16 protein-coding genes are annotated in these 16446 nt (G+C 62.3%); 12 read left to right on the forward strand and 4 right to left on the reverse strand.

Annotation, left to right across the window (positions count from 1 at the left end; translation table 11 throughout):
• Positions 1 to 235: 235 nt before the first annotated feature.
• From aceK to AC0IW7_RS08290, 7 genes are all read left to right on the forward strand, one after another.
• Positions 236 to 1957: a bifunctional isocitrate dehydrogenase kinase/phosphatase gene (gene aceK / locus AC0IW7_RS08260; RefSeq protein ID WP_471817040.1), complete on the forward strand. Its 1722-nt coding sequence runs from the start codon at positions 236 to 238 to the stop codon at positions 1955 to 1957.
• 6 nt (positions 1958 to 1963) lie between these two features.
• Positions 1964 to 2983 (forward strand): AraC family transcriptional regulator, encoded by a 1020-nt coding sequence (locus AC0IW7_RS08265; protein ID WP_471817042.1) that lies wholly within the window; start codon positions 1964 to 1966, stop codon positions 2981 to 2983.
• A 213-nt stretch (positions 2984 to 3196) separates the two neighbouring features.
• Positions 3197 to 4249, forward strand: a complete 1053-nt coding sequence (locus AC0IW7_RS08270) for a histone deacetylase family protein (protein ID WP_471817044.1) — start codon at positions 3197 to 3199, stop codon at positions 4247 to 4249.
• 1 nt (position 4250) lies between these two features.
• Positions 4251 to 5333, forward strand: coding sequence for a polyamine ABC transporter substrate-binding protein (locus AC0IW7_RS08275; protein ID WP_471817455.1), 1083 nt, complete (start codon positions 4251 to 4253; stop codon positions 5331 to 5333).
• Positions 5334 to 5720: 387 nt separating this feature from the next.
• Positions 5721 to 6467 carry a 5-oxoprolinase subunit PxpA gene (locus AC0IW7_RS08280; RefSeq protein ID WP_471817046.1) on the forward strand — a complete coding sequence of 249 codons (747 nt, stop codon included), beginning with the start codon at positions 5721 to 5723 and terminating at the stop codon, positions 6465 to 6467.
• Complete coding sequence (pxpB, locus tag AC0IW7_RS08285; protein WP_471817048.1) at positions 6464 to 7168, forward strand: 5-oxoprolinase subunit PxpB; 705 nt, start codon at positions 6464 to 6466, stop codon at positions 7166 to 7168. Before AC0IW7_RS08280 ends, pxpB begins: the two co-directional genes overlap by 4 nt.
• On the forward strand, positions 7165 to 8091 hold the full coding sequence (locus tag AC0IW7_RS08290) for a 5-oxoprolinase subunit C family protein (protein WP_471817049.1): 927 nt from the start codon (positions 7165 to 7167) through the stop codon (positions 8089 to 8091). Before pxpB ends, AC0IW7_RS08290 begins: the two co-directional genes overlap by 4 nt.
• Here the strand turns inward: AC0IW7_RS08290 and AC0IW7_RS08295 are convergent.
• Positions 8088 to 9194, reverse strand: a complete 1107-nt coding sequence (locus AC0IW7_RS08295; RefSeq protein ID WP_471817051.1) for a DNA alkylation repair protein — start codon at positions 9192 to 9194, stop codon at positions 8088 to 8090. The two genes, AC0IW7_RS08290 and AC0IW7_RS08295, sit on opposite strands and share 4 nt — an antisense overlap.
• Before the next feature lie 357 nt (positions 9195 to 9551).
• Between AC0IW7_RS08295 and AC0IW7_RS08300 the strand changes: the two genes are divergently transcribed.
• The 5 genes from AC0IW7_RS08300 (at position 9552) to AC0IW7_RS08320 (ending at position 14238) form a co-directional block, all read left to right on the forward strand.
• Positions 9552 to 9674: a PA1414 family protein gene (locus AC0IW7_RS08300; protein WP_471817457.1), complete on the forward strand. Its 123-nt coding sequence runs from the start codon at positions 9552 to 9554 to the stop codon at positions 9672 to 9674.
• Between the two features lie 137 nt (positions 9675 to 9811).
• Positions 9812 to 10822, forward strand: a complete 1011-nt coding sequence (locus tag AC0IW7_RS08305) for a DUF2804 domain-containing protein (RefSeq protein WP_471817053.1) — start codon at positions 9812 to 9814, stop codon at positions 10820 to 10822.
• Between the two features lie 120 nt (positions 10823 to 10942).
• Positions 10943 to 11380, forward strand: a complete 438-nt coding sequence (locus AC0IW7_RS08310) for a MarR family transcriptional regulator (RefSeq protein WP_122498346.1) — start codon at positions 10943 to 10945, stop codon at positions 11378 to 11380.
• A 336-nt stretch (positions 11381 to 11716) separates the two neighbouring features.
• Complete coding sequence (locus AC0IW7_RS08315; protein ID WP_471817055.1) at positions 11717 to 13873, forward strand: motility hub landmark protein FimV; 2157 nt, start codon at positions 11717 to 11719, stop codon at positions 13871 to 13873.
• 68 nt (positions 13874 to 13941) lie between these two features.
• Complete coding sequence (locus AC0IW7_RS08320; RefSeq protein ID WP_471817057.1) at positions 13942 to 14238, forward strand: Rdx family protein; 297 nt, start codon at positions 13942 to 13944, stop codon at positions 14236 to 14238.
• Between the two features lie 4 nt (positions 14239 to 14242).
• Here the strand turns inward: AC0IW7_RS08320 and AC0IW7_RS08325 are convergent, their stop codons facing one another.
• From AC0IW7_RS08325 to AC0IW7_RS08335, 3 genes are all read right to left on the reverse strand, one after another.
• Entirely contained in the window at positions 14243 to 15136 is an 894-nt protein-coding gene (locus AC0IW7_RS08325) for a DMT family transporter (protein ID WP_471817059.1), read from the reverse strand.
• 78 nt (positions 15137 to 15214) lie between these two features.
• A complete protein-coding gene (locus AC0IW7_RS08330) occupies positions 15215 to 15550 on the reverse strand; it encodes a tRNA-binding protein (RefSeq protein WP_471817061.1) in 336 nt (111 codons plus the stop codon).
• Positions 15551 to 15644: 94 nt separating this feature from the next.
• The gene (locus tag AC0IW7_RS08335) at positions 15645 to 16394 is read right to left on the reverse strand and encodes an AraC family transcriptional regulator (protein ID WP_471817063.1); all 750 of its coding nucleotides are present in this window, start codon (positions 16392 to 16394) and stop codon (positions 15645 to 15647) included.
• Between the last annotated feature and the right edge of the window lie 52 nt (positions 16395 to 16446).

Raw genomic sequence — 16446 nt, forward strand, 5'->3', positions numbered from 1 at the left:
GTCCTTTTCGGTCAGCGGCGGAGCAGGGCGCGGCGATGTTATCGAGAATGGTTAGCATTTGTCTCGTGCGAAATGTGTTTCGGTGAAATTCTCTGTTTCGTACAAATGACTTTCTTGCCGCGCCGCTTTCTCTTGTTGCGGCATCTGGCTAAGCTCGGCGTTCGTTGCCGCTTTCGTTGCCGCTTGCAAACGCAGCCGACCTTCACCTGCCGACCTTCACTGCCGAGAGTTTTTTATGCCCCAGCAATGGCCCGCCGCCGATATCGCCCGGTTGATCCTCGACGGCTTCGATGACTATCGCGAGCACTTCAAACAGATCACCGACGGCGCCCGCGCACGCTTCGAACAGGCGCAATGGCAGGAAATTCAGCAGGCCTCGGCGGCGCGCATCAATTTGTATGAAGAGAAAGTGCACGAAGTCAGCCTGCGCTTGCGCCAGGCCCACGCCGATGAAGTGCTGCTCGACGTGCACCTGTGGCCGCTGGTGAAAAGCGCTTACATCAACCTGATCGACAGCCGCTTCGACGACGAACTGGCCGAAACCTGGTTCAACTCGATTTTCTGTGGCCTGTTCAGTCACGACCTGATCAGCGACGGCTGCATGTTTATTCACACCACGCGGCCGTCCTTGCGCAGCCACGAACGCGGGGCGCAAACCCGCACCTACATGCCGCAAGTGAACCTGGCTGGCATGCTTGAGCAGGTGTTCACCGACTACCAATTCAGCGTGCCCTACGAAGACCTGAACCGCGATCTGGGGCGCCTGGAAGGCCAACTGCGGGCCAACCTGCCGGACTGGGTGTGCAAAGACCCGGAGCTGTGCATCGAGCTGTTTTCTTCGGTGCTGTACCGCAACAAAGGTGCCTACCTGGTGGGGCGCATTTACACCCGTGACGAACAGTGGCCGCTGGTGATTCCGCTGCTGCACCGCGAGGAGCGCGGCATTCAGATTGACGCGCTGATTACCGATGAAGCAGAAGTGTCGATCATCTTCTCCTTCACCCGTTCGTACTTCATGGTCGATGTGGCGATTCCCGCCGAGTTTGTCGGTTTCCTCAAACGCATTCTGCCGGGCAAGCACGTCGCCGAGCTGTACACCTCAATTGGCTTTTACAAACACGGCAAGTCCGAGTTTTACCGCGCGCTGATTAACCACCTGGCCAACACCGATGACCGTTTCATCATGGCGCCCGGCGTGCGCGGCATGGTCATGAGCGTGTTCACGCTGCCGGGTTTCAACACCGTGTTCAAAATCATCAAAGACAAATTCTCGCCGTCGAAAAACGTCGACCGCGCCACGGTGATCGAGAAGTACCGCATGGTGAAAAGCGTCGACCGGGTAGGGCGCATGGCCGACACCCAGGAATTCGCCGACTTCCGTTTTCCCAAGTCCAAGTTCGACCCGGAGTGCCTGGCCGAGCTGCTGGAGGTGGCACCGTCCACCGTCGAGCTGGAAGGCGAAACCGTGCTGGTGCGCCACTGCTGGACTGAACGGCGCATGACGCCGCTGAACATCTACCTCGAACACGCCAACGAAGCCCAGGTGCTCGAAGCGCTGGAAGATTACGGCCTGGCCATCAAGCAATTGGCGGCGGCGAACATTTTCCCCGGCGACATGCTGCTGAAAAACTTCGGCGTCACCCGCCATGGCCGCGTGGTGTTTTACGACTACGACGAAATCTGCGCCCTCACCGAAGCCAACTTCCGCGTCATTCCGCCACCGCGTTATCCCGAAGACGAGATGTCGTCCGAGCCGTGGTATTCGATCGGGCCGCTGGACGTATTCCCCGAGGAATTTCCGCCGTTCCTGTTCGCCGACATGGGCCAGCGCAAGCTGTTCAGCGAGCTGCATGGCGACCTGTACAAAGCGGACTACTGGAAAAGCCTTCAGGACGCGATTCGCGCCGGCAAGGTGATCGACGTGTTCCCGTATCGGCGCAAAGAGCAACTGAACTGACTGCCCATGGCCGAGGCGATTTTCTCCCGCTCCTCGTGGCTTAACTCGCTGCATATGTCGACGCTCACCGTGAGCCTGTTGCAGGCCCACGGGCACGCCGCCGAGACCGTGCTCGAGGGCAGCGGTATTTCCACCGACGACTTGCGCGGCATGAAACGCCTGATCGGGCCCAGTCAGGAACAGCAGGTGTTCGCCAACGCCCTGCGCCTAAGTCCGCTGCCGGCGCTGGGCCTGCAACTGGGCGTGCGCACGCGCATTTCTGCTTACGGTTTGCTGGGTTACGCGCTGCTGTCGGCGCCCACCTTTGGGCAAGCGCTGCGCATTGGTCTGAGTTACCCGGTGCTGCTGGGCACTTACTTCAACCTCAGCCTGGTGCGCGAAGGCGACGTGGCTTGGTTGGTGGCCACCGGTTATGGCGAAGACGAAGCGCTGCGGCCGTTCAACGTCGAGCTGTGTCTGGCTTCGCTGAAGGTGGTGTGCGCTGACCTGCTTGGCCAGCCGTTGCCGCTGGAGGCCGTGCAGTTTGACTGCCGCGACACGCCTGAACGGCGTCAGGCCTACCGCGACTGTTTTGCCTGTGCGCTGCACTTCGACCAACCGCGTAACGCCATCGGTTTCGCGGCCCACTGGCTTGATGCAGCGCTGCCGCTGGCCGACCCGATCACCCACCAGGAAATGCTCGACCAATGCCGCCGGCAAAACGCCGAACTGGCCGCCAGCCGTGCCTGGCTGGAGCGTGTGCGCGCGCTGCTGGCCGAGCGCTTGCAGCAACCGCCGGGCCTGGACGAACTGGCGCGGCACATGAACTGCTCGGCCCGCAGCCTGCGGCGCTATTTGCAGCAACAACACACCAGCTACCAGCAACTGCTCGACGAGCTGCGCTTCAGTCGCGCCAAGGAGCTGCTGCAACAGGGCGACCTGCCCATCTACCGCATCGCCGAATTGCTCGGCTTCAGCGAAACCGCCGGCTTGCGCCACGCCTTCCAGCGCTGGAGCGGGCAGCCGCCGAGTTATTTTCGCGTTTAGTTCTGGCGCTTTCTTTTTCAGAAATCGAGGCTAAAGCCTCTCCTACAGGGAACCGAAGCCGTCCTGTAGGAGAGGCGTTAGCCTCGAGTTTGTGATCTTTATTCGGCCAACCAAATTGGCCATTTCGATCCCCTTTTGGCCACTGCCAGCGTTCTCGCCAGCGCGGTTGCGTGCCCACAATGCGGGCACAACAACACTGATGAGGTAGCGCCCATGTTGACCGTGTACAGCGACGATCACCGTCTTCACCATGGCCAGTCGGAACTGGTCGATGGCCAGCTGCAGCCCTGTTTCGAAATGCCCAGCCGTGCCGACACGGTGCTGGCGCGGGTGCAGCAGCAACAGTTAGGTGAGGTGATTGCGCCCAAGGATTTCGGCCTGGCGCCGATAGCGCGTGTACACGACGCGGCTTACCTGACCTTTCTGCAAAACGCCTGGGCGCGCTGGGCGGCAGAAGGGCACAGCTGTGACCTGCTGCCCTCGACCTTTCCCGGCCGCCGCCTGCGCCGCGACGGCCCGATTCCCCGCGCGCTGATCGGTGAGCTGGGCCATTACTGCTTCGATACCGAAGCGCCAATTACCGCCGGAACGTGGCAAGCCATCTACAGCTCCGCGCAAGTTGCGCTGACCGCCCAGGACCACATGCGCCAAGGTGCGCGTACCGCCTTTGCGCTGTGCCGCCCGCCAGGCCATCACGCCGGCAGCGACTTTATGGGCGGCTACTGCTTCCTGAATAACGTCGCCATCGCCAGCCAGGCGTTTCTCGACCAGGGCGCCGAGCGCGTGGCCATTCTCGACGTCGACTACCACCACGGCAACGGCACGCAAGAGCTGTTCTACAAACGCGGCGATGTGCTGTTCGCCTCCATTCACGGCGACCCGCTGGACGAATACCCGTACTTCCTCGGCAACGCCGATGAAACCGGCGAAGGCGAGGGCGCCGGCTGCAACCACAACTACCCGCTGGCGCTCGGCAGCGGCTGGGCGCAATGGAGCGCGGCGCTGGACGACGCCTGCGAGAAAATCGCCGCCTATGCACCCGACGTGCTGGTGGTTTCCCTGGGCGTAGACACCTACAAAGACGACCCCATTTCCCAGTTCAAACTCGACTCGCCGGACTACCTGAGCATGGGCAAGCGCATCGCCGCCCTTGGCCTGCCGACATTGTTTGTGATGGAAGGCGGTTATGCGGTGGAAGCCATCGGTGTGAATGCCGTCAACGTGCTGCAAGGTTTTGAGGCGGAGGCTGCCCATGCGCCGACATAAAATGCTTAGCCTGGTCGCCAGTGCCAGCCTGCTGGCCAGCGCCACGCTGATGGCGGCGGAGCCGGTGGTGCGTATCTACAACTGGTTCGACTACATCGGCCCGGACACCCTCAAAGGCTTCAAACAGGAAACCGGCATCGAACCCAAATACGACGTTTACGACAGCAACGAAGTGCTCGAAGCCAAACTGCTTTCCGGCCATTCCGGCTACGACCTGGTGGTGCCCAGCGATAGTTTCTTGCCCAACTACATGAAGGCGCAGGTGTTCCAGAAACTCGACAAGAGCAAGCTGCCGAACTGGGAAAACCTCAACCCGGAATTGCTCAAAGTGCTGGCCGCCAAAGACCCCGGCAACCAGTACGTGGTGCCGTACATGTGGGGCACCAATGGCATTGCTTACAACGTCGACAAGGTCAAAGCCATTCTCGGCGACGACGCGCCGCTGGACTCGTGGGACTTGCTGTTCAACCCGGACATTCTCGCCAAGCTCAAACAGTGCGGCGTGGCCTACCTGGATGCGCCGACGGAAGTGATTCCCGAAGTGCTGCAATACCTCGGCCTGTCGCCCAACAGCCACAACCCCGAGGATTACAAAAAGGCCGAAGCGCACCTGAACAAACTGCGGCCCTCGATTACCTACTTCAGCTCGTCGAAGTTCGTCACCGACCTGGCCAACGGCGATATCTGCGTAGCGCTGGCCTGGTCGGGCGGCGCCATGCAAGCGGCGGCGCGGGCGGAGGAGGCGAAGAACGGCATCAAGATCGAATACCGCATCCCCAAAGAAGGCACCGCTGCCTGGTTCGACGTACTCGCCATTCCCCGCGACGCGCAGAACGTCGACGAGGTACACGCCTTTATCAACTACCTGCTACGGCCCGAAGTGGTGGCGCCGATTTCGGATTACGTGGCGTACGCCAATCCGAACAAGGCGGCCGACGGCTTGATCAGCCCGGCGTTGCGCAATAACCCCAACGTGTATCCCTCGGCGGAAATGCAGGCGAAGTTGTACAGCGTGGAGATGCTGCCGCCGGCATTGGAACGGTTAAGGACGCGGACGTGGACGAAGGTTAAGACGGGGAAGTAGGGGGCTTTTTGGCTGGTGATGGTGGGGACTTGGGGGCGGTGTTCGACGCACCATTCTGGATCCCCGCGTGCGCGAGGATGACGGAGGTCTATCTTCACATCACCGTCATCCTCGCGAACGCGGGGATCCAGAATCTTTCAGGAAAAGCCACTCGCTCTGCCAACCGCCTTTACCATTAGCCCGATTCTGGATTCCCGCCTGCGCGGGAATGACGGTGATAGGTGGAAAACCTCCGTCATTCCCGCGAAGGCGGCGGTCCGACGATTCGGAATCCAGAATCTTTCAGGAAACGCCGCTCGCGCTGCAAAACCTACCCACCAACCCCCCCTTGATCCCAACGCCCCCCTGAGCCACGCTTCAACCTCCCCATCCCACCCGGAACCAACCGTGGTCCTACTCAACTGCGACATGGGCGAAAGCTTCGGCGCCTGGTCCATGGGCCTTGACGCCGAGGTCATGCCCTATATCGACTGCGCCAACATCGCCTGCGGTTTCCACGCCGGCGACCCCGGCACCATGCGCGCCACCGTGGCCTTGGCGCTGGAGCATAACGTGAGTGTCGGCGCGCACCCAGCGTACCCCGATCTGGTCGGCTTCGGCCGACGGTCCATGGCCTGCTCGCCGCAAGAAATCATCGACCTGCTGCAGTACCAGATCGGCGCGCTTGCCGGCATTTGTCGCGGCCAAGGCGGGCGAGTGGAGTACGTGAAGCCGCACGGCGCGCTGTACAACGACATGATGAAAAACCCGGCGCTGCTTCGCGCGGTATTCCAGGCCGTGGCCAATTATGGCGACGGCTTGCGCCTGATGCTCATGGCGCGTGCCGACAACACGGCAGCCGAGGCGCTGGCCGCTGAGTTCGACGTGCCCCTGTGGTTCGAAGCGTTCAGCGACCGCGCTTACGACGGCGCCGGCCATCTTCTGTCGCGCCAGCTGCCGGGCGCGGTGCACCACGACCCCGAGCGCATCGTCGCCCAGGCGCTGGATCTGGCGCAGGGCAAACCGTTGCTGGCGAGCGACGGCAGCGCGCTGCAATTGCACGTCGATAGCCTCTGCGTACATGGCGACAACACAGCCTCGGTGGCGGCGGTGCGGCGTATTCGCGAGGCGTTGGACGCGTTGAAGTCGGTATGAAACCAAAGGTCGAAGCGGTGGCGGTCGATTGCCTGATGCTGCGGCTCTTCGACGACATCAACGAAGCCCACATGCCCTGGCTGATCGCCGCCGCCCAGCGTTTGCGCGCGCTGTTTGCCGATGCCTTGATCGACCTGGTGCCGTCTTACACGACCTTGATGCTGCATTACGACGTGCTGCGCATTGACGGCGCCCAGGCCCGCACATTGATTAACGATGCCCTGCGCGACTTGCAACCAGCCGACGAAAACAGCGGGCGCAGCCATGCGTTGCCGGTGTGGTACGACCCGCAGGTCGGGCCGGAATTATCCCGGTTGGCGCGGCGCAGTGGCCTGTCGGTCAGCCAGGTTATTGCGCTGCACAGCGCTCACGCCTACCGCGTGTTTGCCCTCGGTTTCGCGCCCGGTTTCGCTTACATGGGCCTGGTCGACCCGCAACTGGCGACGCCGCGTCTGGACACGCCTCGGCCGCGGGTTCCCCAAGGCAGCGTGGCGTTGGCGGAGCGCCAGACCGCGACGTATCCGCAGGTGTCGCCCGGCGGCTGGAATGTGGTGGGGCGCACGCCGGTGGCGCTGTTTGATCGCGCCCTGGACGGCTACAGCCTGTTGCAACCCGGCGACCGCGTGCACTTTGTGCCGGTGGAGCGCGCCGAGTTCCTGCGCTTGGGCGGCGACGATACGGCGCTTGAGGCTTTGGCATGAGCCGCGCATCGGTTGAACAGAGCACGCCGCTGGTGCAGTTGCAGGACGGCGGGCGCTTCGGCGTTCGCCACCTGGGCGTGACGCAGGGCGGGCCGGCGGATTGGCTGTCGATGCGGTGGGCCAATTGGCTGCTGGGCAATGACCTGAACGCGACTGTGGTGGAGATAACCTTCGGCGGTTTCGCAATGCTGATCGAGCACGACAGTTGCCTTGCCCTGACCGGCGCCGACCTGGCCGCCACGCTGGATAACGAGCCGTTGCGGCCTTGGCGCAGCTTCAGTGTGCGCGCCGGTCAACGCCTGCACTTCAGCACGCCGCGTCAGGGCATACGCGCGTATCTCGCCGCGCCCGGGGGCTTTGCTTGCGCGCCGACGCTGGGCAGCGCCAGCACGGTAAGTCGCGAGGGGTTGGGCGGGTTGCAGGGCGACGGCAGCGCGCTGATCCGTGGCGATACCTTGACGTGGAACGGGCCGACCCTGGCGCCTCGGCAGTTACCTGAACAGCACATTCCCGCGCTGAGCCTGGAGCAGCCGCTGGACCTGATGCTCGGCGCGCAACTGGGCGAGTTCAGCGGCCAGGCGCTGTTCGATTTATTCAATGCCGAGTGGCGGCTCGACAGCCGCGCCGACCGCATGGGCATTCGCTTGCTGGGCCCGACGCTTGGCTATCAAGGCGCTGGGTTGATTTCCGAAGGCATCCCGCTGGGCGCCGTTCAGGTGCCGCCAGACGGGCAGCCGATTGTGCTGCTCAACGACCGGCAAACCATCGGCGGCTATCCACGCGTAGGCGCGCTCACACCGCTGGCGCTGGCACGTCTGGCGCAAGCGCAACCCGGAGACAGCGTGCGTTTCAAACCGGTTGTCCAGCACGTTGCCGAGCGCGAATACGTGCAGCTGCTCAAACGCTTGAGCACCCCGGCTTAAGCCGGTACTAGATCGAAGCCGGTGGTTCCCAGGCGCTCGCCGTTCACCAGCACGTGCACGGCGTGATGCCCCATGTAGTGTTTGCGCGTCGTCAGCTCGCGCATCTGTTGGGCACGGGACAGCACCACGCTGGCACCGGCAGGCAAGTCGAAGGTTTTCAGCTTGAACACTTTGCTGGCGGTTTTGCCGGAGGCTTTGACGTAGTCGATGGCGTAATCCACCACCACACGCTGGGCGCTGGCGCTGGTGGAAGTGAGGGTGAAGGCCAGCGTCATGCTGTGGCCCAGTGCCACGGTTTCGGGGCTGACGCTCAGGGCGGTCAACGTCACTTGCGCCGGTTCGCCGGCACCCAGCACCGCCAGCGCGCGGCGGTCGCCAGCCTTGATCAGGGTGCGCAGGGCATGGCGGGCAATCCAGGCGGTGCGTGGCTGGTGCAGCGGCCAGGCTTCTATTTGGTCGAGCAGCGTGTCGGGGTGGTCTTTGCTGATGTCGTTTAAATGGTTGGCCACCGACTTGCGCACATACAGGCTGGGGTCGTCGTTCAGTGCCTGCAGAATCGGCCAGGCGCGCCACGGTTCGGCCTGCATTTGCGGCAGCCTGAACGACCACGGCAAACGCGGACGGCTGCCTTCGCTGGCGAGGCGGCGCACGTGTTCGTTGCTGTCGAACGCCCAGTCGCTCATCAGCGCCAGGCTGCGCTCCAGGTCTTGCAGCAAGAAATGGCGAATGGCGAATTCGGACGAGCCGAAGCAGGTGAAATATTTGAGTGCCTGCATCGACAGCTCGAACTGGTCACGCCCGTAGATGGCGACGTATTGCGGCAAGCACATGGTCACAAAGCCACTGTTCAGACGCGGCGCCAGGTCTTTGAGAATACCCAGCGCCGTGGCGAAGTCGGCGGGCAGGGTGGCGTGCAAACTTTCACTGACCCGCGCCATGCGCTGCATCACCGACAAATTATCGAGGCCGTCTGTGGCCAGCGTCAGGAACCGTTTGCGGTCGAACGCCGGGTAGACCGCTGCGCTTTGCTCGGCGATGTGCTGCATTCGGTCGCGGTTGAAAATTTCCTTAAGGGCGGGGGCGCTGGTTTGCGTGCTGCTCATGGCTGACCTGGGGAAGATTGCTGTCAGGGAAGTCTACCGGCTGGGTAGGACATACCGTATATCGGCAAACCGCTACTTTTCCCGCTCCGACAAGGCCTGGGAAGTGGCGCGGTGCCAGTGTTAGTGCCACTCTCAGCGTGTAGCCCGGCCAATGCGGCGGCCTGCAAAAGAGTAACGTGACGTTGCCATCAATCAATCGGACCGGATATCCATCGGAATAGCCTGCTATAAACGTAAGCAGATTCTGTAAAACTTCCTGATAAGCCAACGTGACTGTTTAGGCTTGAGTTCCGAGGAGACGGCCGCACGTAACAAGCGACCGCCCACTCGCTGTTTAGAGAGGAACAAACGATGAAAATGTGGCTGCGTACTTTGGCCTGGAAACTGTCCGTTCTGTTGGGCACCGCCCGCCTGCAACCTATCCCGATTCCAACTGAGGAACAGCAACGCCGGATGGCTGCGCAGCGCCGCAGACGTTAACCGACGTTGCGATTCCAGCCTGGCCGTTTAAACGCCGGGCTGGCCGATTATGTCCCTCGGCGTGGCGCTTTTCGTGACACCAGGGCGTTCTGGCCGGTGCTAGCATCCTCGGACTTTTCCGGGGAGCAGTGCATTCGATGGAGCGTCTGATTCAGGCCAATGGCCAAGCGCATTACGGCATTTTTCCCCGCGCGGTGGGCGAAGTTAACTACCGCGACTTCGATTTCCGCTCGCCCATGGGCCGCCGTCTCGGCGCCTTGGCCAAGTGGCGACGCTTCCATCAATTCCAATACTTCGGCGTGATCAGCGATCAGCTGATTGGCGGCTGCGCGCTGGCCAACTTGAGCCTGGCCGGCATCGGTTTCGTCTACCTGTATCACCCAGCGAGCGGGCGCATGATCGAGCGCCAATTCAAGTTGCCGCTGGGCATCGGCAGCCAATTTTCCCAACACCCCAATGACGGCGTTTGCGAGCTGCACAGCGGCAAGAATCTGCTGCGCCTGGAAAACAGTGGCAGCGAAAAACGCCTGTGGGTTGAGCTGGATGACGGCACGCGCATAGACGCGCGCTTCAGCGAACACGAGCCGCCGTTCCAACCGATGTGCCTGAACACCCCTACGGCCAGCAACGGCTGGGTGTATGCGCAAAAAGTCGCGGGCGTGCGCTGCGCGGGCAACGTGCACAGCGCCCTGGGGAGTTTCGATTTGGGCGCGATTGACGCGTTTGCCCATCACGATTGGTCGGCCGGCTATATGCGCCCGGAAACGTGCTGGAATTGGGCCTGCCTGTCGGGGCAGGCTGGCGTGCAGCGCGTGGGGCTGAATCTGTCGTGCGGGGTGAACGAAACCAGCTTCACCGAGAACTGTTTCTGGCTCGACGGCGAGCTGATCAAGGTCGACACCGTGCGCTTCACCTTCGACCGCGAAAACCCGATGGCGCCCTGGCGAATCGAGTCATTCGACGGGCAGGTCGACCTGCACTTCGAGGCACGTGGCCTGCACAAAGAACGACTGAATCTCGGAATTATCGCCAGTAACTTCAAGCAGATTTTCGGACAGTTCCGCGGTGAGCTGCGGCCAAAAGGCCGGCCCGTTGTGGCGATTGATGAGGTGTGGGGCTTTGTCGAAGACCAATACGTGAAATGGTGACCGCGACATAGTCGCTTTCAGAAAGGGACTATGTCTTACAACTCAATGTCTTCCACTTTGCTGAGGGTTATGGTTAGCTGGCTAATTATTAGTTTTAGCTATGACCACGAGCGTTTCCTTATGCCCCACACAGATCAACACCGTTTTGGTATGCAACTGGCCCAACTGTCGCGCTCGTGGCGCGGCGAATTGGACCGCCGCCTGGCCGGCCTGGGTTTGTCTCAGGCGCGCTGGTTGGTGTTGCTGCACCTGGCCCGTTTCCGCGATGAATTGCCCACCCAGCGTGAGCTGGCGCAAAGCGTTGGGGTTGAAGGTCCGACCTTGGCGCGGTTGCTCGACAGCCTGGAAACCCAGGGCCTGGTGCGCCGTCAGGCAGTGGTTGAAGACCGCCGCGCGAAAAAGATCAGCCTCGACGATTCGGCCCGGCCTTTGATTGAGCAGATTGAGGCGATATCCACGCAACTGCGTAAGGAGTTGTTTGATGGTATCGACGAAGACGAACTTCGCCGCTGTCAGTTAGTTCACGCGCGCATCCTCAGTAACCTCGAAAAGCGTTAAGGCCTGCGCAAACGGGGAGGGCTGCAATGACTTTCCCCCTGTATCAAAAACCTGCTTTGTATGGCTTTTGACACGGGCGTCTAAGGTCGCTAAGTGCATCTTTTCTTTGCCATTTATTTGACTGTTTTTCCCCTGTTTTGCGTATCATGGCCAAATGCCGGGATAACTGCGTCACAAATAAAGGAATCGTGACCATACTCTTAGGCAGGGGCTTACATGGATGTCTCTCCCTTCTTCAGTCTTTTGCTAAACCTTTTGTTAGCACCACAACGTTGGAACTGCGCCGATAGGTGCGCTGTGGTGTGAACATGGAGCAGTACTTTCCGGGAGGCGTCGATGGTGCAGGTTCGACATTTATTACTTGGCTTGGCCTCCGGCTCGGTTTTGTATTCGGGGTTGGCGTCAGCCTTGGGCTTGGGCGACATCACCTTGCATTCGGCGCTTAACCAGCCACTGGAAGCCGATATCGAATTGCTGGAAGTGGGCGACCTCAGCGCCGCCGATATGAAGGTGCACCTGGCACCTGACGCCGTGTTCGCCCGCTCCGGTGTCGACCGCATCTACTTCCTCAACGACCTGCGCTTCACGCCGTTACTGCGCGGCGGCAAAAGTGTGATTCGCGTGGTGTCGAGCAAACCGGTGCGCGAGCCCTACCTGAATTTCATCGTCGAATTGGCGCGGCCCAACGGCCAGTTGTTCCGCGAATACACGCTGTTGCTTGATCCGCCCAATTCCTCTGCCTACAACGCCGTGGCTGCCACCCCAGCGGCCGCTTCGGCCAAACCCGCCACACGTTCGACGTCTGCCGCTCCCGCTGCAGCGAAGGCGAAAACCGCGCCGCCGCCGGCCGCACTCGGCAAGCGCTATGTGGTGGCCCGAGGCGATAACCTGTGGACCATCACCGCCCGGCTGCGCGCTCAAGGCAGTAAGTCGTCGCAACAGCAATTGATGGATGAAATCCACGCGCTGAATCCGCAGGTGTTTACCGACGACGACACCAGTCGCCTGCAAGTCGGTGACAGCTTGCTGCTGCCGGACACGGCGCCGGCCACTGCCAGTACCTCGGCACCCGCCAATGCGTCTGGCCCGGTTTCGAACGCCGGCGCTGCCAGCGATGTTGAGCCGCCGCCGACCCTTAGCGTCGTGTCGCCGGACGACGAGCCGCTGCCGATGCCCACGGCGCCGCTTGATCCGCAAGCGGAAATGATCGTGCAGATGCAGCGGCGTCTGGACAACGAACTGGCCCAGCGCGCCGACGAAAACACCAAGCTGCAACAAAGCCTGGCGGAACTGACGTTGCAAGTGCAGCAGTTGATGGAGCAATCCGCCGCCAAGGACAAACAGCTGGCCGACCTCAAAGCCCAGCTCAGCGCCCAGCAATCGCCGGCGCCGGCTGAGGGCAGCAACGTGGCTGAACCATCCGCCCCGGTGGTTGCGCAACAGCCTGCCGATAACACCTGGTATGGCGCGCTGTGGGCCTTGGTGGGCGCGCTGCTGCTGGCGTTGCTCGGTGTGCTGTTCTGGCGCCGCTCGCGTCGAGAGCCAGAGCCGCAGCCGGTCATCGTGGTCGCTCCGGCAGGCCAGGCGCAGGATGAAGACGACGACTTCGACCTCGACGATTACGACAGCGAACCCGTTGCGCCCGCGCCGGTAGTGGCCAAGCCACGCGCCGTCGTGGCCACCACCGAAGCGCGTGCCGCCAGCCCGACCGACACCCTGGAAGGGGCCAACATCTACATCGCCTATGGCCGGTTCAGCGAGGCTGCCGCCAGCCTGCGCCGCGCCCTGGATGCAGAGCCGCAGCGCAGCGATATCCGCTTCCGCTTGCTTGAAGTGTTGGCGCAACTGGGCGATGCCCGTGGCTTCCAGCGCGAGGAAGAAATTCTGCTCGACGCCGGTTACCCCGACGCGCCCATCGCTCAGCTCAAAGCGCGTCACCCGGAAATGTTTGAGCGCCCGCTGGCCGAAGAACCAGCGGCCGACGTGTTCGACGACGCCGTGTTGGCGTTGGACGAGCCGCAGCCGCTGGTAAGCCAGCCGGTGGCCGAGGACGACCAGTTCAACCTTGACGACTTCTCCCTCGACCCCGACTGGGACCTGATCAGCCCGTTCTCTGCCAACGCCCGCAGCAAAGCCGAAGCCGCGCAGAAAGCCAGCAACGATCCGGCGCCAGAGCTTGAGAAAATGGACTTGAACAGCCCGTTCGCCGAGTCGTCCATGGTGGTCGAAGAGACCCATGACGAAGGCTGGTTCGGCAAGGGCGTGGACGAGGGCGAGTATCTCAGCCAACCGCTGGTTGAAGAGGATGAGCCGCTGGACGACCTCGACCATTTGGACTCGCGCCGCGACAACCTGGCCAAGTTCAACCAGGCACTGGCCTATATCGAGCAAGGTCACTTGGAAAGCGCCTGCGACATCCTCAACGAGCTGATCAACGAAGGCGACGAAGAGCAGAAGCGCGAAGCGTCGAGGTTGCTGGCTAAAATCGCCTGAGCAAGGCCCAAGCAAAAAGCCCGCGTGCCTCATAGCCGCGGGCTTTTTTATGTTTTCAGGAGTGCACCATGGACAACAAAGCTGACGTCACCATTACCTACTGCACGCAATGCCAATGGCTGCTGCGCGCCGCCTGGTTGGCGCAGGAATTGTTGTCCACCTTTGGCCAGGATTTGGCCAAGGTCAGCCTGGAACCCGGCACCGGCGGCGTGTTCCGCATCACCTGTGGCGACGTGCAGATTTGGGAACGCAAGGCCGATGGCGGGTTTCCCGAGGCCAAGGTGCTGAAACAGCGGGTGCGCGATGTGATCGACCCCGAGCGCGACCTTGGCCATAACGACCGGGCCACGCCAGCGGCGGACTAGTCACTCACGGCCGCGCGGCTTGGGCGTCTACCGGCTCCACCGGCTTGCCGTCGCCCATGCGGGCGGACAAGAAAATCGCGAAGATGATCAACGCGCCACCAGCCATCATGCGCAGCGTCGGCGTTTCGGAAAAAATCAGCCAGGCGAAGGTGATGCCGTACACCGGCTCCAAGGCAAACACCACGGCGGCGGTGCGGGCTTTGAGCACGTCCAGGCTGGCGACGAACAGGCTGTGGGCGACGCCGGTGCAGAACACGCCGAGCAGCGCAATCCACAACCAATTCATGGCCGACACGCTCGGCAGCTCCGTTGCCGCGAAGGGCAGCAAACACAGCGCCACGACCAGGTTCTGACACAACGCCGACTGCACGGGCCCGACCTTGCCGGAGCCTGCGCGGTTAACCAATGACAACAGCGCGAACAGCAGGCCCGAGAGCACGCCCCAGAGCAGGCCGGTGGTGGCGCCGCTGGCCAGGTTGAAGTCGGGTGTGACCAGCACCAGACCGATACTCACCAGGCACACCAGCACGATCTCATTGCGGCGAATGCGCTCGCGGAAAATCAGCCCTTCGAGAATTACCGTCAGCGCCGGAAAGCTGGTGAACCCGAGCGTGGCGATGGCCACGCCGGCCACCTTCACCGAGATAAAAAAACTCACCCAGTGCCCGGCCAGCAACACACCGCCCAAGGCCAAGCGTGCCCAATCGTGGGCGCGCAAACGCTGCCAGGGAATTCGCGCGATCGGCGCAGCAAACACCGCCAAGGCCAGCACCGCAAACAGCGCGCGGCCGAACACGATCATGCTTGGCGTAGTGGTCGCCAGTTTGCCCAGCACGCCGGTAAAACCAAACATCAGGGCGCCGCAGTGCAGGGCGGTGAGGGCAGAGCGGTGGTTCATGGGGGTCCTTAAATTTGATTCAAAAGCATCGCGGCGAATCGGAGTGCCGCCCAACCGCTCCTACAGGATGTTGAACGCCTACGCCAAACGCGCACCGTTAGGCAGCGCCTGCTCAAAGCTGGCCAAGACTACCCGATTTTCTCCGTCATACGCGCCCGTCACCAGCACCTCGGAGCGCACGCCCGCGATGGATTTTGGCGCGAAGTTGCACACGCATAGCACCTGCTTGCCGATCAGGCTTTCAGCGTTGTAGTGGTCGGTGATTTGTGCGCTGGAGGTCTTCAGCCCGAGCGGGCCGAGATCGATTTGCAGCACATAGGCGGGCTTGCGTGCCTTGGCGTTCGGTTCGGCATGGCAGATGGTGCCGACGCGCAGCTCCACGCGCTCAAAGTCTTGCCATTCAATGGTGTTCATAGCGGCTCCGGGGACACTGATCGGCGCAGTGTAGGCAGCGTCCCGGCGTCTGTCTGTCGCCAGGCTCGCGGTCATTGTCGCCAGGCTCTCGCGGCTACCGCGCGCGCCGCAGTTGCCTGGGCGTGGTGCCGACATGCCGGGCGAGGGCGGCTGTGAAGGCGCTTTGCGAACTGTAGCCGACCCGTTGCGCCACCTCGCCGACCGGCAGCGCGGTGCTGCGCAGCAGGTCAATGCCCTGTCGCAGGCGACGCTGGCGAACGTAGTCCATCGGCGTTTGCCCGGTTTGCTGAAGAAAGCGGGCGTGAAAGCGCGCTGCCGACAAGCCGCTGAGGCGCGCCAGGTCGGCGACCTGCACAGGGTGCGCGGCGTGCTGGTCAATGTAGCGATCAAGGCTCGCCAGCGGCAGTTTCCCAGCCACCGGCGACGCGGCGGGCGCGCTGGCCAGGCTGGCCAGTAACAGCGCTGCGCCTTGCTGGGCGATGACCGGGTCGGCAATCGGGCTGGCGATTAGCCAATTCACCAGCTGTTGCTGCGCGCCGCCGAGGGTCAGGGTTTGCGGGCGGTCGAGCAGGCGTTGGCCATTGTCGGCGTGGGCGCCGAGGCGACTGCGCAGCCAGTGGCTGTCGGGCACATCGAACACCATGCAATCGCTGCCTTCACTGCTTTCGCAGGCGTGGTGCGAGCCGCTGGGAATCACCAACAGCTGTTGGCCGCGCAGCAGGCTTGCTTGGCCTTCCACCTCAAATTCCAAGCGACCGTTAAGACCAAAGACGATTTGCGCGTGGCTGTGGCTATGGGCGATCAACTCATCGCCGTAATGGCGCAGGGACAAAATCGAGTGCATGGCGGGCTCCTTAGCACAGAGGCGCAGTTTACCCATGCGCACGGGCTGGGGA

It is taken from the genome of Pseudomonas sp. AC229 (genome assembly GCF_979254655.1).